General features: G+C 67.9%; 17 protein-coding genes. 6 read left to right on the top strand and 11 right to left on the bottom strand.

The features are described 5' to 3' along the window. The first annotated feature begins 5 nt into the window (after nucleotides 1–5). From EET10_RS24770 to purM, 3 genes are all read left to right on the top strand, one after another. Nucleotides 6–398, top strand: a complete 393-nt coding sequence (locus EET10_RS24770) for a sterol carrier family protein (protein WP_122502580.1) — start codon at nucleotides 6–8, stop codon at nucleotides 396–398. Nucleotides 399–540: 142 nt separating this feature from the next. Continuing rightward, entirely contained in the window at nucleotides 541–2,070 is a 1,530-nt protein-coding gene (gene purF, locus EET10_RS24765) for an amidophosphoribosyltransferase (RefSeq protein ID WP_063466279.1), read from the top strand. A gap of 96 nt (nucleotides 2,071–2,166) precedes the next feature. Continuing rightward, nucleotides 2,167–3,270 carry a phosphoribosylformylglycinamidine cyclo-ligase gene (gene purM, locus EET10_RS24760; RefSeq protein ID WP_051490825.1) on the top strand — a complete coding sequence of 368 codons (1,104 nt, stop codon included), beginning with the start codon at nucleotides 2,167–2,169 and terminating at the stop codon, nucleotides 3,268–3,270. 114 nt (nucleotides 3,271–3,384) lie between these two features. On the opposite strand, the gene EET10_RS24755 is transcribed toward purM, so the two are convergent. The 3 genes from EET10_RS24755 to ygfZ form a co-directional block, all read right to left on the bottom strand. After that, nucleotides 3,385–5,205 (bottom strand): PE family protein, encoded by a 1,821-nt coding sequence (locus EET10_RS24755; RefSeq protein ID WP_122502579.1) that lies wholly within the window; start codon nucleotides 5,203–5,205, stop codon nucleotides 3,385–3,387. A 412-nt stretch (nucleotides 5,206–5,617) separates the two neighbouring features. Continuing rightward, the gene (locus tag EET10_RS24750) at nucleotides 5,618–5,800 is read right to left on the bottom strand and encodes a DUF3073 domain-containing protein (RefSeq protein ID WP_036407722.1); all 183 of its coding nucleotides are present in this window, start codon (nucleotides 5,798–5,800) and stop codon (nucleotides 5,618–5,620) included. Nucleotides 5,801–5,956: 156 nt separating this feature from the next. After that, complete coding sequence (ygfZ, locus tag EET10_RS24745; protein WP_063467787.1) at nucleotides 5,957–7,048, bottom strand: CAF17-like 4Fe-4S cluster assembly/insertion protein YgfZ; 1,092 nt, start codon at nucleotides 7,046–7,048, stop codon at nucleotides 5,957–5,959. 100 nt (nucleotides 7,049–7,148) lie between these two features. On the opposite strand from ygfZ, the gene EET10_RS24740 reads away from it, so the two are divergent. After that, nucleotides 7,149–8,063, top strand: coding sequence for an aminodeoxychorismate lyase (locus EET10_RS24740; protein ID WP_063467786.1), 915 nt, complete (start codon nucleotides 7,149–7,151; stop codon nucleotides 8,061–8,063). Between the two features lie 242 nt (nucleotides 8,064–8,305). Here the strand turns inward: EET10_RS24740 and EET10_RS24735 are convergent, their stop codons facing one another. From EET10_RS24735 to lmeA, 8 genes are all read right to left on the bottom strand, one after another. Then, on the bottom strand, nucleotides 8,306–9,811 hold the full coding sequence (locus EET10_RS24735) for a sensor domain-containing protein (protein ID WP_036407708.1): 1,506 nt from the start codon (nucleotides 9,809–9,811) through the stop codon (nucleotides 8,306–8,308). Between the two features lie 140 nt (nucleotides 9,812–9,951). Continuing rightward, on the bottom strand, nucleotides 9,952–12,330 hold the full coding sequence (locus EET10_RS24730) for a hypothetical protein (protein ID WP_051490824.1): 2,379 nt from the start codon (nucleotides 12,328–12,330) through the stop codon (nucleotides 9,952–9,954). Between the two features lie 120 nt (nucleotides 12,331–12,450). After that, entirely contained in the window at nucleotides 12,451–13,128 is a 678-nt protein-coding gene (locus EET10_RS24725) for a heme-binding beta-barrel domain-containing protein (protein WP_036407705.1), read from the bottom strand. Between the two features lie 131 nt (nucleotides 13,129–13,259). Continuing rightward, nucleotides 13,260–13,562, bottom strand: a complete 303-nt coding sequence (locus EET10_RS24720) for a DUF1416 domain-containing protein (protein WP_023367979.1) — start codon at nucleotides 13,560–13,562, stop codon at nucleotides 13,260–13,262. Nucleotide 13,563: 1 nt separating this feature from the next. After that, nucleotides 13,564–14,406 (bottom strand): sulfurtransferase, encoded by an 843-nt coding sequence (locus EET10_RS24715; protein WP_036407699.1) that lies wholly within the window; start codon nucleotides 14,404–14,406, stop codon nucleotides 13,564–13,566. Nucleotides 14,407–14,443: 37 nt separating this feature from the next. Beyond that, on the bottom strand, nucleotides 14,444–14,911 hold the full coding sequence (locus EET10_RS24710; RefSeq protein WP_036407696.1) for a DUF4395 domain-containing protein: 468 nt from the start codon (nucleotides 14,909–14,911) through the stop codon (nucleotides 14,444–14,446). Nucleotides 14,912–15,016: 105 nt separating this feature from the next. Further along, nucleotides 15,017–15,112 (bottom strand): putative leader peptide, encoded by a 96-nt coding sequence (locus EET10_RS32520; RefSeq protein WP_368027683.1) that lies wholly within the window; start codon nucleotides 15,110–15,112, stop codon nucleotides 15,017–15,019. Between the two features lie 97 nt (nucleotides 15,113–15,209). Beyond that, the gene (gene lmeA, locus EET10_RS24700) at nucleotides 15,210–16,010 is read right to left on the bottom strand and encodes a mannan chain length control protein LmeA (protein ID WP_036407694.1); all 801 of its coding nucleotides are present in this window, start codon (nucleotides 16,008–16,010) and stop codon (nucleotides 15,210–15,212) included. A 1,058-nt stretch (nucleotides 16,011–17,068) separates the two neighbouring features. Here lmeA and EET10_RS24695 point away from each other — a divergent pair. Beyond that, a complete protein-coding gene (locus EET10_RS24695) occupies nucleotides 17,069–17,833 on the top strand; it encodes a winged helix-turn-helix transcriptional regulator (protein ID WP_036407691.1) in 765 nt (254 codons plus the stop codon). Beyond that, complete coding sequence (gene mshD, locus EET10_RS24690) at nucleotides 17,830–18,774, top strand: mycothiol synthase (RefSeq protein WP_036407689.1); 945 nt, start codon at nucleotides 17,830–17,832, stop codon at nucleotides 18,772–18,774. The genes EET10_RS24695 and mshD overlap by 4 nt, the downstream gene beginning before the upstream one ends. Nucleotides 18,775–18,785 lie beyond the last annotated feature (11 nt).

The following is an 18,785-nucleotide window of genomic DNA, read 5'->3' as shown; positions in this document are numbered from 1 at the left end:
AGAGCATGGCCACCCGCGGTAAAGCCGATCCGGCTAAGACTCGGCAGGCTGTGTTGGCCGTTGCGGACTGGCTGCGCGACGAGACGCGTCCGGCACCCGACCGGGATGAGCTGGCGGCGGCGGTTCGCCTCACCGCGCGCACCCTGTCCGCACTGGCTCCCGGCGCCAGCGTCGAGGTCCGGATCCCGCCGTTCGCGGCGGTGCAATGTGTTTCCGGGCCCAAACACACCCGCGGCACGCCGCCCAACGTCGTGGAGACACATCCGCGCACCTGGCTGCTGCTGGCCACCGGGCTATTGACCGTCGAGGACGCGGCTGCCGGCGGAGCGCTGATCCTGTCCGGTTCGCGGGCGCGCGAGATCGCCTCGTGGCTGCCGGTGGTGAAGCTGTCGGGCTGACTATCGGCGGCATCACGCCGCTGCGCCGGCGTACCGGCAAGGCTTGCGGTCCCCGGACACGCCATGTCTATTCGGCGACATGCCCGAGTTACCCGTAGACTTCCTATACGTCACCATTCGCGCCCCAGGGAGTCGCCTAACCGTGACCGTCCAGCAGCCCGAGCAAGACCTGAACTCGCCCCGTGAAGAGTGTGGTGTATTCGGGGTTTGGGCCCCGGGGGAAGATGTCGCCAAGCTGACCTACTACGGCCTGTACGCGTTGCAGCATCGCGGTCAGGAGGCCGCGGGGATCGCGGTAGCCGATGGCTCGCAAGTGCTGGTCTTCAAGGACCTCGGCCTGGTCAGCCAGGTATTCGACGAGCAGACTTTGGCGGCCATGCAGGGCCACGTCGCTATCGGGCACTGCCGCTACTCCACCACGGGCGACACGACCTGGGAAAACGCCCAACCGGTGTTCCGTAATACCGCCGCCGGGACCGGGGTCGCCCTGGGACACAACGGGAACCTGGTCAATACCGCCGCCCTTGCCGCCCGCGCCCGCGAAGCGGGATTGATCGGTGGCCGCTGCTGCCCCGCTCCGGCGACCACCGACTCCGACATCCTGGGGGCGCTGCTGGCCCACGGCTCGGCCGATTCCACCCTCGAACAGGCGGCGCTCGAACTCCTGCCGACCGTGCGCGGCGCGTTCTGTCTGACGTTCATGGACGAGAACACGCTGTATGCCTGCCGAGACCCGCACGGGGTGCGGCCGCTATCGCTTGGGCGGCTGGACCGCGGCTGGGTGGTGGCCTCGGAAACTGCTGCGCTCGACATCGTCGGCGCGTCCTTCGTGCGCGACATCGAACCGGGCGAATTGCTGGCGATCGACGCCGACGGCGTGCGGTCCACCCGCTTCGCCAACCCCACGCCGAAGGGCTGCATCTTCGAATACGTCTACCTGGCTCGTCCCGACAGCACGCTGGCCGGCCGGTCGGTGCACGCCACCCGACTGGAGATCGGTCGTCGGCTGGCCCGCGAATGCCCGGTCGACGCCGACCTGGTCATCGGGGTGCCGGAATCAGGCACACCCGCCGCCGTCGGATACGCCCAAGAGTCCGGCATCCCGTACGGGCAGGGGCTGATGAAGAACGCCTACGTCGGGCGCACCTTCATCCAGCCGTCGCAGACCATTCGCCAGCTCGGCATCCGGCTGAAGCTCAACCCGCTCAAAGAGGTGATCCGCGGCAAGCGGCTCATTGTCGTCGACGACTCGATCGTGCGAGGCAACACCCAGCGCGCGCTGGTGCGCATGCTGCGGGAGGCCGGAGCGGTGGAAGTGCACGTGCGTATCGCCTCGCCGCCGGTGAAGTGGCCGTGTTTCTACGGAATCGACTTCCCGTCACCGGCCGAGCTGATCGCCAACGCCGTGGAGGCCGAGGCCGAGATGCTCGAAGCGGTCCGGCATGCCATCAACGCCGACACGCTCGGATACATTTCGCTGCGTAGCCTGATCGCCGCGACCGAGCAACCTGCGTCCCGGCTGTGCACCGCTTGTTTCGACGGCGTCTACCCCATCGAACTGCCCAGCGAGAGCGCGCTGGGCAAAAACGTCATCGAGCAGATGCTCACCAACGCTGCTCGTGGAGCCGGCCTGGGTGACCTTGCTGTCGACGAAGTTCCGATCGGTCGCTGACCCACGCAGCCCCATAACCGATCCCGAGAGGCGGTCGGCCCGAGAGCGCCGGTCGCCGATACCGGTGATGCGCGCGGCCCGGTAGCCTTTATCGCGATGACGGAACCGCCACAAAGTCCGGAAAGCTCCCCAACAGGCCTGACTAACCACGGCATCACCTACGCCTCGGCAGGGGTGGACATTGACGCAGGTGACCGCGCCGTCGAGATGTTCAAGCCGCTGGCAACGAAAGCCACCAGGCCCGAGGTGCGCGGCGGACTGGGCGGTTTCGCCGGGTTGTTCGCGCTGCGCGGCGGCTACCGCGAACCGGTGCTGGCCGCCTCCACCGACGGTGTCGGCACCAAGCTGGCGGTTGCTCAGGCAATGGACAAACACGACACCGTTGGCCTCGACCTGGTCGCGATGGTGGTCGATGACCTGGTGGTGTGTGGTGCCGAGCCGCTGTTTCTCCAGGACTACATAGCCGTCGGTCGCACGGTTCCGGAACGGGTGAGCGCGATCGTCAGCGGCATCGCGGAGGGCTGCGTGCGCGCGGGCTGCGCACTGCTGGGCGGCGAGACCGCTGAACATCCCGGCCTGATGGAACCCGACCACTACGACATCTCGGCCACCGGCGTCGGCGTGGTGGAGGCCGACGATGTGCTGGGACCCGAGCGGGTAAGACCCGGCGACGTCATCATCGCGATGGGCTCGTCGGGTCTGCATTCCAACGGATACTCGCTGGCCCGCGCGGTTCTGTTGGAGATAGACCGGATGAACCTCGCCGGTTACGTGGAGGAGTTCGGTCGGACTCTGGGCGAAGAATTGCTGGAGCCCACCCTGATTTACGCCAAGGACTGTCTGGCGCTCGCGGCCGAAACGCACGTTCGCACGTTCTGCCACGTCACCGGCGGCGGGCTGGCCGGCAACCTGGAACGGGTCATTCCGCACGGTCTGGTCGCTGAAGTAGACCGAGGCACGTGGACACCCGCACCGGTGTTCGCCATGATCGCCCAGCGTGGCCGGGTAGTGCGGCAAGAGATGGAAAAGACGTTCAACATGGGCATCGGCATGGTCGCCATCGTCGCGCCCGAAGACACCGACCGGGCATTGGCCATACTGACCGCACGGCACCTGAGCTGCTGGGTTTTGGGAACCGTGCGCAAAGGCGGAAAAGACGGTCCACGTGCCACGCTGGTCGGGCAGCACCCGAGATTTTAGACGGCGGCCCTCGGCCGCGGACAGCACGAAGGTCCCTTCTGGGATGGTGCAGGCCTGCCCAGAGCAACGCGGCGTGAAGATCCGCGGACTGCGCTCGGCTCGGGCGACAGTGCCCTAACCGGAGGCCCCATTGAGCCCGGCAGCGCCTGGGTCGCCGCTGTGTCCGGGCGCGCCCGCATCGCCGGCCGCAGCCGATCCGCCTGTCCCACTCGCGCCGCCTGTCCCGCCGGCGCCGCCCGCGCCGCCGGCGCCGCCCGCGCCGCCCGCCCCGCCTACTCCGCCTGCGCCGGAGCTGCCTGAGCGACCGAACAGCCCGCCTGCGCCAGCTGCTCCACCGGCACCGCCATTGCCGCCGCCGCCGCCATCGCCGCCGTCGCCGCCTGCCCCGCCGTCCCCGCCGGCACCGCCGGTAGACCCGGATCCACCATTGCCGCCGGTGCCGCCGACGGCGCCGGGCGCACCGTTGCCGCCGTTAGCGCCGCCGCCGCCGGAGCCGCCGTCACCGCCGACACCGAACAAGAGGCCGCCCCGACCGCCGGCGCCACCGTGCCCGCCACCGCCACCGCCTTGGCCGGCCACTCCGGCACCACCGATGCCGCCAGCACCACCGCCGCCTCCAGTACCGCCAACAGTGCCGTTTCCGCCGTTTCCGCCGTGGCCACCCGGCGCGCCGATACCGCCAACGCCGCCAGCACCGCCGCCGCCACCGCCGCCGCCGTCGCCGTTGCCGCCATTGCCGCCGTGTCCGCCGGGCGCGCCGGCACCACCAGCACCACCGACTCCACCGCCGCCACCACCACCTGCGCTGGTCGACGATCCGAACCCGCCGGCACCGCCGCCGACGCCACCGCCGTTGCCACCGGAACCGCGCGGGCCGCCGGCACCGCCGTCGACCCCGCCACCTGGGCTACCGGCGACGGCCGAACCGCCGTTACCGCCGGTGCTGCCGATTCCCCCGCCGCCTCCGCCACCAGCACCAGAGCCGGAGCCGGAGTCGCCGGTGCCGCCGGTGCCGCCGGTGCCGCCGGGTGCCCCGAGGCCGCCCGCCCCACCAGCACCACCACCACCGCCACCGTTAGCCCCGGGGGCGGTGCTGTCGGTGCCGCCGCTGCCGCCGGTGCCCCCCGCTTGCCCGGTGACTGTGCCGTCGGCGCCGGGCCCGCCTCCGGCATGTGCGCCGGCGTCGGTACCGTGAGCCGCCGGCGTGGTGGGCGTGGCGAGGCCGGGATTGACCCCGTGCGCGCCGAGTGCCCCGGCTCCACCGCGTCCGCCGGCTCCGCCGACGCCGAACAACCCGGCATCACCGCCGGCCCCGCCGCTGCCCCCCATGCCCACCGCCGCGGCTGCGGCGCCGCCGGACCCACCGACACCGCCATTGCCGTACAGCCAGCCTCCCGCACCGCCGGCGCCGCCGGCGGCACCGGCCCCACCGGCACCCCCAGCGCCTCCATTGCCGATCAGCCCTGCGGCTCCACCGGCACCACCGGCGACCCCCGCAGTCGCGCTGGCACCCCCATTGCCGCCGTTGCCGAACAGCAAGCCCCCTGGCGCACCGGGTTGACCCGGCGCGCCCGGTGTTCCATCACCAATGAGCGGACGCCCGAGCAACGCGCGCGTCGGGGCGTTGACCGCATCGAGTATCAGCTGCTGCACATTGACCGCTTCAGCACCGGCATACCCATTGCCTGCGGCCATCAGCGCCTGCACAAACTGCTGTTCAAAGACTGCAGCCTGGGCGCTGAGCACCTGATAAGCCTGCCCGTGGCTGGCAAACAGCGCCGCCACGGCCACCGACACCTCGTCGTCCGCAGCAGCCACCAACGTTGTGGTCGCCCCCGCCACGGCTGCATCCGCAGCATCAACCGCCGAGCCCACCCGGGCCAACGCCGCCGCTGCCTCTCGCATCCACACCGGTTGGGCCACCACAAACGACATCGCACGCCTCCATTCGCCGGGCACCACGCCGGAATCAGACGTCCCGAGTATGACAGCACGTACTCACCGCCAATCCCTTATTTCGCGGCAAGAGTGGACTGCAGCCGGCGATATCCGTTGATGCGCGCGGGCTGCTCAAGATGATCGAGCCGGTTCTTATCGGTTGGGACACAACCGGACAACGTTCGACCGAGAGGCCAACGCCCGGACTTACCGGAGGGCCGAAAGCAACACGACACGCACCCGCGGCCTACCCGCACAATCCCGTTGACGTGGATCGGCCCACCGATGACTCGCCGGCAAACGCGGCTCTATCGCCAGGTATTCAAAGACGTATGTGTGAGATGAGCCCCACCAGCCCGACGGCCGCACGGCCGCAGCACGGGTGAAAACCGGGGACCCGGGTGCGCCGCTAGCGGCGCCAGCTCTCATCCTCGTCCCACGAGTTTTCGACGTCGTCGTCTACGTGGTCGGATGCATCGGCACTTGCTCCCGACAGCTCACGCTGAAGCCGCTGGAAGTCGGTCTGCGGGGAGCTGTATTTAAGTTCTCGAGCAACCTTGGTCTGCTTTGCCTTAGCCCGGCCGCGGCCCATGGGGGGACCCCCTCGCGAAATAACGGAGCGGCCTAGAGTAGGCGGCTCCGATCTCTTAGTGTCGTTATTGTCCTGCCGACAGCTTACCGTGCCCATGCGTGGGCGTGGGCACACCCTGCCACCCAAGTCCCGACAGCATGGCGGACGTCACACGTTTCACCGAACACCGCGTCGCAATCGCTCGACGGCCAGCCGTCCGGCGCCGATTTCGTCGGCAGGAGGCAAGGACTCGGCGTCGATTACCGCGGCGATATCGGCATCGGGGCCGGTAGTCAGCTCGATATCGGCGGGCAGCCCCCGCTTGACCAAAGCCAACGCCACCGGGCCCAGGTCGACGTGCTCGACCACCGTTCCGACGCGTCCGACAGCGCGACCGCCCGCCGTAACCGCATCGCCGGTGGACGGCCGATCCCCCGAGCCGTCCAGATGCAACAGCACCAGCATCCGCGGCGGTTTGCCGAGGTTGTGCACCCGGGCGACGGTTTCTTGTCCGCGGTAGCAGCCCTTGTCGAGGTGCACAGCCCCTAGCCCGGGGCCCCCGATCCAGCCCACTTCATGGGGAATGGTGCGTTCGTCGGTGTCGACGCCCAGCCGGGGGCGTCTGGCCGCTACCCGAAGTGCCTCGTAGGTCCACACCCCGGCCGGTCGGACACCGGCATACGTCAAGCGGTGCTGCCAGTCGGCGCAGTCGGCGCGCGGCACCAGCAGGTCCAGATCGATGCGCCCGGCGGGAGCCGGCATCCGGCGCAAAAATCCGCCGCCGTCGACCGGCGCCGCGGCCAGGTCGGCCGGCAATGCGTCCAGGCCCAACACGTCCAGTACCGTCCGGTCGGACAACCGCGGGCCCAGCAGCGACAGCACCGCCAGGTCGGCGGCATCGAGGGTGACGTCGGCCCAGAACACCATCTTTCGCAGGTAACTCAGCAACGGCTCGCCGCGCCACGGTTCGGTGTCGAGGTAGGTGGTGCCACCCAACTCGGTCTGGATCCAGTGATCTTCCACCCGGCCTTGTCCGTCCAGGCTGAGATTCTCGGTGCTGGCGCCCTCGGGCAGCTCGCTGACATGCTGCGTGGAAATGCTGTGCAGCCAGCTCTGGCGGTCCTTGCCGGTCAAGGCGATGACGGCGCGATGGGAGCGATCGACGAATACGGCATCGGTCTCGGCCGCACGCTGTTCGCCCAACGGATCACCGTAATGCCAGATCGCGCCGGCGTCGGGTCCTGGATTCGGGGCGGGGACTGCGGTCACACATCGACTCTACGGAAGGACTCTACGGGCACTCGAGTCGCTAATCTCCGGACCGAGCGGGCATCAAACCCACGGGAGTGGGCCACTAGGCTCCTGGGGCATGGCCGGGCATCTCGGCGTTGTCGTCACGCTCGATGGTGAAATCCTCACACCGGAGACGCCGTTGTTGCGGGCCGACGATCTGGCCGCGGTGCGGGGTGACGGCGTTTTCGAGACGCTGCTGGTGCGCGATGGCGCGGCGTGTCTAGTGGAAGCGCATCTGCAGCGGCTGACCCATTCGGCCCGACTGATGGATTTGCCCGAACCGGACCTCGCCGACTGGAGGCATGCCATCAACCTGGCCACGCAGCGGTGGGTTGCCGGCACCGGCGACGAGGGTGCGATGCGGCTGATCTACAGCCGCGGCCCGGAGAGCGGTCCGCCGCTCGCCGAAGGTGCGCCCGCGGCACCGACGGCCTACGTGATGGTCAACCCCGTCCCCGACCGGGTCGGCGCGGTCCGGCATTCCGGCGTCGCGGCGATCACCCTGGACCGCGGACTGCCGGCCGCCGGCGCCGACACAATGCCCTGGCTCATGGCCGGCGCCAAGACGCTGTCCTACGCGGTCAACATGGCCGCCTTGCGGCACGCCGCCAGGCAGGGCGCCGGCGACGTCATCTTCGTCAGCTCCGACGGCTACGTCCTCGAAGGACCCCGCTCCACGGTGATCATCGCTACCGACGATGATGGCATGGCCGGCGGTAACCCCTGCCTGCTCACGCCGCCGCCGTGGTATCCGATCCTGCGCGGCACCACCCAGCAAGCCCTCTTCCACGTGGCCCGGGCCAGCGGCTACGACTGCGACTACCGGGCCTTGCGAGTATTCGATCTGGTTGCCGCTCAAGGGGTTTGGCTGGTGTCGAGCATGACTCTGGCGGCTCGCGTGCACACCCTCAACGGCCGACGACTACCCCCCGCCCGAATCGCCGCCGCATTCGCCGAATTGGTCGATGCGGCCATCGTCAGCGACCGCTGAAGACGCCAATTCTGTTGTCGGCAGCTCGAAGTGAGGGTACGGTCAGCCGTACACAGGAAAGGAGGTGGTCCGCGAAATTGATAGCTTCATGGACATGTGAGGTGGCTGCGCGCTAGCTGCAATGGCTCGGAAGAGCCGGCGTTCAACGCACGCTGGCGAATCCCACGTAGCCACCCGGCCCCCGAGCTTCCGATCTGTCCAACCGGAAATGCGCTCGGGGGCCGCTCCATATCCAGCCGGTGTTATTTCGCCGCTTTGGCGCTCATCTGTTCTGCGATCTGGCCGGCTCCGTCAGCGATGTCCGTACCGCAGGCCTCCACCTCGATGACCACATCGGAGACCGCCCTCAGCACGTGCTGGCAGGCCTTGCCGCTGCCGTCGGTCTCAGTGCGTACCTGGGCGATCTTGGGGGAAGCCCCGGTCACATCCCCGAAGGTCCATTCGCTGGTTTTGGTCGAACTGGTGAACTTGACGGTCTGGTTAGCGCAGGCCGCCCATTTGTCTGCGGACGCCTGGACGAACGCCCGAGCCTTCTCGGCCGACGGGAAGACAGCGGCGGCTTCGATCACTCGGTGCGCCGGGTTCTCGCCTTGGGTGTGCAGGACCTGGCTGCGCACCTCGCTAGGGGAATGAGTCCGATACACCGACTCCTGGAGGGGTTCGTAGGCCGCCAGGCATGCCGGCTCGGAGAGCGTCCCCTGCGGGGTGCGCAGTTGGTCGCCGTGTGCAGAGACCAACATGTTCTGGTCTCCGAGAATCTGTCCGACTTCTGCGGCGCCGAGCAGCATCGGTTCGATGCGGGATGAGGCCGCCGGAGCCGCCGGAGCCGTGGAGCCGCCCGGCTTGGCCGCCGGCTTACGACCGCCTCCCTGGGTGGCGAACACCGCGATCAGCGCGACGGCGACGACGACGGCCACGACGGCACCGCCGATGACGAGCAGCCGCTTGTTCGACTGCCCGGTGGCGCCGCTGGGCGCGACCGGCGCCGGTGCCGGCCGAGACGGGGTGCTGGACGCCGCCTCGGCTGCCGGAGCCGGACTCGGTAGCGGTGTGGCTTGCGGTGCCGACGCTGCGCCGGCCGGGCCCGCTTCGACGGCGCCGATTTCGGCGAGCACATTGTCGATTTCGGTGCGGGTGCGGTACGTGACGTCGTGTCGCATGCGCAGCATGCGCAGCAGCTGCGCGATGTCGCTGCGAGCGCTCGGATCGTCGCCGTCCTCGTCTAGCCCGGATCGAAGCTCCACCAGCATCTGGAGTTGTTGCTGGGGGCTGAGCTCCTTTTCGGCCAGGGTGTCGCCGAGCCGCATCAGGTAGCCGAACGGTACGGGCGGTTCCTCGGGCAGCGGCGACGGCAGCGGCGGGACCTTGTCACGCAGCGCGTGGATCGCCGTGACCAATTGGATGCCGGCGTCAACGGTCGGGTTCTGGTAGTTGATGATCTGCAACGTCGAGACCGGATTTACCCGCACACTGTCGACCGGCCCGACCTGTACCGGAAGGATCGGCCGTTGCAGGGCTTGCGCGTAGCGCAATTCGGCCTGGCTGGGTTTGGACTGCAGCCAGTGATTCGACAGCGCGACGATGAAGACGTCAGACGCGCGAATCTGCTCCAGGATCTTGTTCCACCAAGCGTCGCCGCCACCCAGCTCTTGATCGAACCACACTTGCTGCTGGGCACGCCGAAGCGCGGCCGTCAGGGCTTCCAGCGACGACCGGTCTTGGCTTGAGTAGCTGATAAATATGGCCATAGCAGTCTCCGATTGAGGGGGCGCGGGGAGCTAACACGGCGAATCCGTCAAGCGACGGTAGCGCATGGCATTGAGCACAGCAATCTGGCTTTGGCAAACGTGCGCTGCATCATGACGCCGGTTGGCGCCGATGCGTCCTTCTATCTACCATCCGGTCCGTCGTGGGCGTCCTCATCCGCCGGGGGACGAAGTTCGACATAGCGGCGGGCGAACTCGTCTCCAGGAACTGGCCATTGCTCGCCGTCACTGCCGCGTACCACCCAGTCTCCGTCCGCGGCGGTCGTCGGCCCTTCCAGGGTGTTGATCGTCTCGCCCGCGTGCGCGGGCCGACCCTGCACCTGCCCCTTTCTGCGCCATTGCCCGTCGCCGACATCCTCATAGGTGGCCCGGAAGATGTCGTCGCGCACGGACCAGGTCTTTCCGTCGGCTTCGACGGCCCAATCTCCCGCGGCTGCGCGCATGGTCTGTCCCGAATCCGACCTCCAGGTCCACGGGCTGCTCCGCTGCTCAGCGGTGACCGTCCCGACACGAGTGAAGGACCGCCACAGCGGGCGCGACCGGTAGCCCAGCTGGCGCAGGCTCCACAGGGTGGCCGCCAGGCTGCGCACCGCGGCGTTGAGCAGGTCGGGATTGCATTCCACCTCCGACCAGTCGACCAGCTTGTCGTGGATTCGGCGGGAATCGTCGCGGGGGGTTCCGTACTTCCAGCCATTGCGACGGTAGTAGCGACACCAGTCCTCGTGTTCTGCCTTGGCCATGCTCAGCGCCGAATGGCGGTCGAAGCCCATCAGGGCGAGCTGTTCCAGCGGCGGCAGATCGGCCATGTCCCGGCCGGACAGCTGAGCCGGGGGGCTGCCCCAGGTGTTCCAGGTATGTCCGGCGATCCGTTCGACCATCCATAGCGCGTTGCGCACCTGGCGCCGGTTCGATCCGCGATAGAACTCGTCCAGTTGGGCCCACGGCATGGCCGCCGGGGATCTGGGCGCGCTCGGGTCGATGGTGGCGACATAGCGCTCGTGGATCAGCCTGGCTGCTCGTTCCCAGGCATCCTGTACCTGGCCCTGGCGGGTGTCCAGTGCCAGGCTGTAGGTCTGCAGCAGGCCGACGATCTGCGAGGAATCGTCGGTGCCCCGGGCATTGGGGTCCCAAGCGTAGACGGGCATCGCGGGCACGCGCGCGCCCAGCCTGGTGCCGGTGGCCGCGGAATGGGTGTCGACCAGAATCACCGCGCAGGTTGCCGGGTCGGCGTCACCGATCAGCCGCAGCAGAGTCGGGACCGTCGGCGCCTCGGGCACCGCGTCGATCGTCGGGCCCTCGGACAAGAAGCCGGCCTGCTGGCGGTAGAACTGATGGTCCTTGAGGTAGTCCTCGGCGTCCCGTTCCACCAGCGTGAGCGCCGGCAGGGGTGCCACGCCGGGCGGCGTGTAGAAGTCGCGTTCGAGGGCGCGGCGGGTCAGGTCGGCGCACAGCGCCAACGTCAATTGCGAAGTGCCGCAGACAAATACGCGTTGAATGTTGGGCGTCGCGATAACGCCGTCGAGTAGTCGGCCGGCGGTGACTTCGTACCGGCCGACCACGTCGGCGGCCCATCTGGTGTCGGAGCCACCGAACTGCTGGGCCCGCCACGCCTCGGCCAGCCACGGGTCGTCGATGCGAACGATGAGCGGCAACCGCTGCCTGTCGCCGATCTCGGCGAGCCGGCGACCAATCAGGTCCAGCCACGTCAGGTTGGTCGCCGGATCGGGCGACATCAGATAGAGCCGCCCGAGATGTCGCCACAGTCGCAGCGACACCAGGGTGGACGGGGCGTTGAGGTCGACCAGCACCACCCGGGCGCTCAGCCTGCGGACCCGCTGCACCCGGTCGTCGCCGGCGTTGGTGATCACCACCAGGGTGCTGCGCCGGTCCAGCGTCCGCGCGATTGCGCTGACCATCGATTCGGTGTCGTCGTCGACACCGACGATGGCGGTGACCGAGTCGGCGAGGTTGGCCCGCAGCCGGTCCACCTGGGAGCGGAAGACGCCGACGACGACGCCGCCCAACCCGGTGAAGATCGCCGACAGCGCCGCGATGCGGGCCAGTTCCAGGCCGACGGGGGTGGGGTTGGGGCAGGTGCGCCCGCTGAGCGAGGTGTCCCCGGTGCTGCCTTTGACCAGCTGGGCGGTCCACATCAGCGGGGTGAAGAAGGCCGGATGGTTGGCGTCGTGACAACCCCAGTACGAACTGAGGCCCAACACGGCGCTCATCGTGATGAGCAATGCGATCACGGTGAACGAAACACCCACCAGCCGGTGGCTGGAGTTTCCCCGGAAGTTCAGCACCGAGACCGCGATCAAAACCGCCACCACGACCGCGATGGTCGCCATCGATCCCGGACGGCCGAACCAGCTCAGCCACGTCGGCAGCAGATCGAGAATGGCTGGTTGCAGGGCTACCGCGGCGAGATAGGCGATCAACAGCACCCCGATGACCGACACCACCCAGCGAGCCACCGGTGAGGGTGTCCTGCTGCGCGCCATCCGCCGGCTCCTTTCGTTCGTGCATCGGCTGTTCGGTCGTCGAACAGTACACGCAGAACCGGAGGCCGAAGGCAACAAATGAGCCGGTTAGCTTCGGCGGGTCGGGCCGGGGGCCAACTCTTAGCCGACGAATCTGGACAGGCGCGCCGACAGATGCGGCACCAACCCGCCGTCGGCGTCCACCCGCTCCTCGACATAGGCCAGGTCGCCGCCCTCGACGATGCCGTAGAGCCGCTTGGCCCCGCCGACCAGCACGCCGGAGCGGCTCCGGGCCAACGCGTCGGTCACCAACTCCCAGGACGACTGGGTGCGCGGACGGCCGTAGAACAACTCGACATAACCAGCGGAGTGGGCCAGCAGCAGCTCGATCGCCTGCGACTCGCTCGGGTCGTCGGGATCGCTGACGAAACGCCAGAAACCCGTCTCGCGTAAACCCGGTTCGTGGTATTCACCGGTGTCGGTGAGACGCCACGACCGGGCTTCCCAATTCAAATAGTCGCCGCCGTCGTGCGACACCACGATCTGCTGGCCGAAGCGGTAGTCGCCGTCGTGTCCGCGGCCCTCGCCTTCCCCGCGCCACACACCGACCAGCGGCAGCAGTGCCAGCAGTGCGTCGTGCAGGCTGGCGCCTTGGCGCAGGTTCGCGGTGTCAGCGGGTAGCGGCAGGTCATCGAAGGCGGGAATGTTGCGGGCCGCGGTGAGCTTGGCGCGTTCGGCGGCTTGAAAAATTCCAGCGACGCCACGGTCGCCGGAGCCCGCAACTGCGCCCGGCCCGTTATGGCCGTCGTCGGAGGTCACGACTCGTCGGTGATCAGCCGATACAGCGCGTACAGCGCGAACCAGGAGATAACCACTGTCGCCAGGATCAGCATGATCTCGAAGAACAGCACCACGTGGATGAGTCTATCCGGGATCAGCCTGGCCGGCCGTCAGGCGATCTTGACGTCGACCTCGTGAATGCCCGCGCCCGACGGTCTGACCACCGCGTCACCGTTGCCGACTTTCGACAACGCGCGCACCGTCCAGGAGCCCGGCGCGGCGAAGAACCGGAAGTCACCGGTGGCCGACGCGACCACCTCCGCGGTGAACTCGTCGGACGAGTCCAGCAGTCGGACGAAGGCGCCGCCCACGGCTTGGCCGTCGCGGTCCACGACGCGACCGGTGATCACTGTTTCCTTTTCCAGGTCGACACTGGCAGGCAGCGTCAGTCCTTGCTTCGGCGCAGTGCACATATCAGTTTCCCAACTCGATCGGGGCGCCCACCAGGGAGCCGTATTCCGTCCAACTACCGTCGTAGTTCTTGACGTTCTTGTGCCCGAGCAGTTCGTGCAAGACGAACCAGGTATGCGAGGACCGCTCCCCGATTCGGCAGTACGCGATGGTTTCTTTCGCGCCGTCCAGGCCGGCGTCGGCGTACAACCGGGCCAGCTGCTCGTCGGACTTGAAGGTGCCGTCCTCGTTGGCGGTCTTGCTCCACGGCACGTTGATCGCCCCGGGAATATGGCCGGGCCGCTGGCTCTGTTCCTGCGGCAAATGCGCCGGCGCCAGGATCTTCCCGGAGAATTCGTCGGGGGATCGCACGTCGACCAGGTTCTTGGCGCCGATGGCCGCGATCACCTCGTCGCGAAATGCGCGGATGGCGTTGTCCGCCGGGGCCGCGCTGTAGGAGGTCGCGGGCCTGGTGACGGTGTCGGTGGACAGCGGGCGGCCGTCGAGTTCCCACTTCTTGCGGCCGCCGTCGAGGAGCTTGACCTTCTCGTGGCCGTACAACTTGAAATACCAGTAGGCGTAGGCGGCGAACCAGTTGTTGTTGCCACCGTAGAGGATCACGGTGTCGTCGTTGGCGATGCCGCGGTCGCTGAGCAATTTCGAGAATTGCTGGGCATCGACGAAGTCGCGCTTGACGGGGTCCTGCAGGTCGGTGCGCCAGTCCAGCTTGATGGCGCCGGGGATGTGGCCGTCGTCGTATACGCTGGTGTCCTCGTCGACTTCGACGAAGACGATGTTGGCGGCTTCCGGATTGCTGAGATTGCTCTCAGCCCAGTCGGCAGAGACCAGGACGTCGGAGCGTGCCATGGTGGGGTCCTTTCGATTTGCGTCAGATAAACAGCAGTTAGGCGGGAACGGTGCCGCGCCGTTGGCGGGCCAGCAGCGGGTAAAGCTGGCAGCCCAGGCAGCTGCCGAAGGCCGCGTTCAGGAAGGCGGCCGCCAGCGCGAACGAAGTCGCAACGACGCCCACCACGACAGGGCCGACAGCGAAGCCGGTGATGCCGCAAAGCGCGAACACAAGTCCGACCAGCTGGGCAAACTTCAGCGGTGGCGCGGCTTCTCGTTCTCGCACCGGTCCCAGGCGGGGCAACACGAACGTCGAGAACAGCAACCCATAGGGGTGCCGGCGAGGCCCGAATGCGGCGCCGACAGCGAACACGACGGCCTGGATGCTCAAGGTGACTGCGGCAGCTGCCGGGCTGAAGGCGGAAATGATCAGCACGAGCCCCAGGACCCCCGTCGTCAGCCACGCGGCGAATCGCGGCCCGCGGACGTCCACGCCCACTCGGGCGGGGGTGGTATGACTCGACACGAATTACTCCTAGATACGCCGATTGCGCGGAAACGGAAAAGGTGGGAGATACGCCGCGGTGGGTCTCCGAGGCTGCGCCGAGCGCTGCGCGGACGACGCGGCTACTCAGCAGCTACAGCAACAGCAACAGCAACAGCCCGTGATGCGGCACAGATCAACTGCGCGTCGCTGGGTGAGCTTGAGCTCGAGGCGGGCTGACACGTCGGTCAGCTTACCCAATGACGTAGTGATCAAGCCAACAGTGTCGTCGGGGCCCGGGCTGCCGGCGTTGAACTGCCGTGGGGCGTCGATTCGGTGGTCATGACTGCCTGAATCCGGTGAGCGCAACGGTCACGTCGTAAGTGATGCCTTCGATGATGACGTCCGACCCGCGTGCGCCCACGGTAGTCGGTGCCACCCCGAACGGCAGCTTCTGGTTGGGCAGCCTGCTACCGAAGGCGTGCAGCACCGCCTCCCGCTTGTCGTCCGGAACGGGCTGGTCCGCGGTGTCGGGGCCGGTCACCACCCGTGTCGGCGTGATCACCAAGGTGTCGCGGCTGTGGGGATCGATGGACAGATCCACCGCGACGCTGACCCGACGATCGAAGTTGGCTGACTTCGGTGTTCCGCTGAAAACGAGCCCATGACTGCCCGATATCCCCGATTCGGTGGTGCCGCCGGTGGCATCGTTGCTCTCCTGGGGAGGCGCCTGCACCATCAGATCGGCCATTCCCAGATAACGGCCCAGGTGCATGGAGTCGATGATGATGCGGCTTTCCAGCTCGTGCACCGACAACCTCGCCTCGGGCTGGATCAACCAGGACGCGTGAGACAGGTCGATGGAGTGCATGGTGGCTTCGAGCGTGGCTGTGCCCACTGTCGAGTGGTCGATGGCGTAGGCCTTGATCTCCAGCTCGTCGTACCGATCTCGCATCGCCTGTGGGATGAACGGAAAGCCGAGGATGGCGACGAAGGGATCAGAGCTCAGGTTGGCAGCCTTGCGCACGCTCGTCGAGAGCCGATATTCGGCGTAAATGCTGGCGCCGAAGTCGACGCCGACAGCGCCGAGGACGACGACGGCCACGGCGGCGACGCCGATCAGCACCTTGCGCATCCGCATATTGTGGCCTATCGCCCCGGCGTTATCGCTGGCCGAGGCCCCCGGGCGTCGCCGTCCACGGCTTTCATGGCCGCATCTGAATCTTGACCCGCTGGCGGCAGGCCCGAAGCTGCGGTTGAAGCCGGCTGCAGCGCCGGGGTTTCAGGTGCCGCCGGCACAGCGGTCACATGTGCCTCCGGATCCGCCGGTACCCAATGTGCCCGGCTTGGAGCGACGACCGCCGCGCTCGGCTGCCCAGCCGTTGTCGCTGAGAGCGTTGAGGGCGCTACACCCCGGCGTGAAGAGAGGGAGGCCGTGGGCTGGTGCGGTTGGGTCGACGGCTGGCGGCGTCGAGTGTGCGCTGGCGGCGTCGAGCGTGCGCTGATGGCGTCGAGCGTGCGCTGATGGCGTCGAGTGTGCGCTGATGGCGTCGAGCGTGCGCTGATGGCGTCGAGTGTGCGCTGATGGCGTCGAGTGTGCGCTGGCGGCGTCGAGTGTGCGCTGGCGGCGTCGAGTGTGCGCTGGCGGCGTCGACTGTGTCGCCAGGGCGGCCGATCGTGCGCGGACCCGCCCTACATGCACAGTCAAAGCCGTCGCCGCACACTCGATATGGCGGCATGGCCGCCGATTCAGTGAGTACGTGAGGTATCTCCCGAACGCCTGCCATCACAAGAGGTTCGAGCGAAGGTGCGGTATCGGCGTGCCGAAAATAGGGCCAGGGTGTCCGTGGGTGTCCACGGTGCTGGTCAACGATCGAATTTTCTCGTGACCTGGGCACAACGCAGATCCCCCGCGCCCGCTGGGGCAGATGGGGCGAATGTGACATGACGCGGCGCCCGGTGCCAATTTCGCAGGCCGCGTCGTCGGATTTGCCCGACTCCTCGGCAGGCAGTGCCCGCCCCGGCGTTATCGCTGGCCGAGGCTCGGCCTTGAGTTGCCCGGGCTCCTCGGCAGGCAGTGCCTGCATCGTCACCGGGCCAAAGACCAGGTGGCAGGTTATCGTTAGACGATCTGGCCGCTAAAGTTCACCGGTTGCGCTGAATCTGGGAGATGCCTTCCCCCGACGCTGGAGGGGATCGTTGGAATTACTACTACTGACCTCGGAGCTGTATCCCGACCCAGTCCTGCCGTCGCTGTCGCTGCTTCCTCATAACGTGCGGACGGCTCCGCCGGAGGCTTCGTCGCTTCTGGAGGCCGGTAACGCGGATGCGGTGCTTGTCGACGCGCGCAACGACCTGTCGGCCGCGCGCGGTCTGTGCCGTCTGCTGAGCACCGCGGGCCGGTCCGCGCCGGTAGTGGCCGTGGTGACCGAGGGCGGGCTGGTGGCAGTCAGCGCTGACTGGGGGCTGGACGAGATCCTGCTGCCCAGTACCGGGCCGGCCGAGATCGACGCCCGACTGCGCCTGGTGGTCGGCCGGCGAGGCGGTCTGTCCGACCAGGAAGGCGTCGGCAAGGTCAGCCTGGGGGAGCTGGTGATCGATGAGGGAACCTACACCGCGCGACTGCGCGGCCGACCGCTCGACCTCACCTACAAGGAATTCGAACTGCTGAAATACCTCGCCCAACATGCCGGACGGGTCTTCACGCGTGCGCAGCTACTCCACGAGGTATGGGGATACGACTTCTTCGGCGGCACCCGCACGGTCGATGTGCACGTTCGGCGATTGCGCGCCAAACTCGGCCCCGAGCACGAAGCCCTGATCGGTACCGTCCGCAACGTCGGTTACAAGGCGGTGCGGCCCGCGCGGGGTCGAACCGCAGTCGCCGAGCCCGACGACGAAGGATCGGGGCCCGACTCCCCAGATTTCCAGGACCCACTGGCCGACCCGCTGCGCAGTCAGTGACGCCGGGCGAGTGGCGCTCGGCGCTGACCGCACATCAGCAGCAGCAAGTACGCGAAATAATTTCGGCGGCAACGGAATTCGACGGTGTGGCCCCGGTGGGCGAGCAGGTACTGCGAGAATTGGGGCAGCGGCGCACCCACCATCTGGTGGCCACTGATTCTCGAGCGGGCAACGCGATCGTCGGCTATCTCAACCTCAGCCCGGCTCGCGGTGCCGATTCCCCGATGGCCGAGTTGGTCGTGCACCCGCAAGCCCGGCGCCGCGGTGTCGGCACCGCCCTGGTGCGCGCCGCGCTGACACAGAGTCATGGGAGAAACCAGTTCTGGGCGCACGGCACCCTGGAAGCCGCCCGGGCCACGGCCGCCGCGCTGGGTCTGGCCCCGGTGCGCGAACTGGTGCAGATGCGCCGCTCGTTGCGCGATATTCCCGAACCGACCATCCCCGACGGGCTGCGGATCCGCAGCTACGCCGGCCCGACCGATGACGCCGAGCTGCTTCGGGTCAACAACGCCGCGTTCTCATATCACCCGGAACAAGGTGGCTGGACCCAACTACAACTGGCCGAGCGGCGCGGCGAACCCTGGTTTGATCCGGCGGGCCTCTTCCTGGCGTTCGACGCTTCCCCGGGCCACGAGGCCAAGCTGCTGGGTTTTCACTGGACCAAGATTCACCACGACCAGCCTGGCCTCGGCGAGGTCTACGTTCTCGGCGTCGATCCGGCAGCGCAAGGGCGTGGACTCGGCAAGACGCTGACGTTGATCGGTCTCAGCTCGTTGGCGCGGCGGCTGGCCGGCGTGACCCCTGCCGAGGAACCCACGGTGATGCTGTATGTGGAGTCGGACAACGTCGCGGCCATGCGGACCTATCACAGCCTGGGATTTGTCACCTATAGCGTCGACACGGCCTACGCGCTGGCCGGCTCAGATCCGGCACTCGGCTGACGATGGCCAAC

The sequence above is a fragment of the Mycobacterium pseudokansasii genome (assembly GCF_900566075.1).
Taxonomy (GTDB): Bacteria; Actinomycetota; Actinomycetes; order Mycobacteriales; family Mycobacteriaceae; genus Mycobacterium; species Mycobacterium pseudokansasii.
This window is presented reverse-complemented; position numbering and strand designations above follow the sequence as displayed.

Bases quoted from the DNA above. Each gene is read 5' to 3' on its own strand.
- lmeA (WP_036407694.1), bottom strand. From the start codon at position 16,010: ATGCGGATGCGCAAGGTGCTGATCGGCGTCGCCGCCGTGGCCGTCGTC.
- EET10_RS24770 (WP_122502580.1), top strand. From the start codon at position 6: ATGGCCACCCGCGGTAAAGCCGATCCGGCTAAGACTCGGCAGGCTGTG.
- EET10_RS24735 (WP_036407708.1), bottom strand. From the start codon at position 9,811: ATGGCCATATTTATCAGCTACTCAAGCCAAGACCGGTCGTCGCTGGAA.
- EET10_RS24755 (WP_122502579.1), bottom strand. From the start codon at position 5,205: ATGTCGTTTGTGGTGGCCCAACCGGTGTGGATGCGAGAGGCAGCGGCG.
- purM (WP_051490825.1), top strand. From the start codon at position 2,167: ATGACGGAACCGCCACAAAGTCCGGAAAGCTCCCCAACAGGCCTGACT.
- EET10_RS24715 (WP_036407699.1), bottom strand. From the start codon at position 14,406: ATGGCACGCTCCGACGTCCTGGTCTCTGCCGACTGGGCTGAGAGCAAT.
- EET10_RS24740 (WP_063467786.1), top strand. From the start codon at position 7,149: ATGGCCGGGCATCTCGGCGTTGTCGTCACGCTCGATGGTGAAATCCTC.
- EET10_RS24720 (WP_023367979.1), bottom strand. From the start codon at position 13,562: ATGTGCACTGCGCCGAAGCAAGGACTGACGCTGCCTGCCAGTGTCGAC.
- EET10_RS24730 (WP_051490824.1), bottom strand. From the start codon at position 12,330: ATGGCGCGCAGCAGGACACCCTCACCGGTGGCTCGCTGGGTGGTGTCG.
- EET10_RS24750 (WP_036407722.1), bottom strand. From the start codon at position 5,800: ATGGGCCGCGGCCGGGCTAAGGCAAAGCAGACCAAGGTTGCTCGAGAA.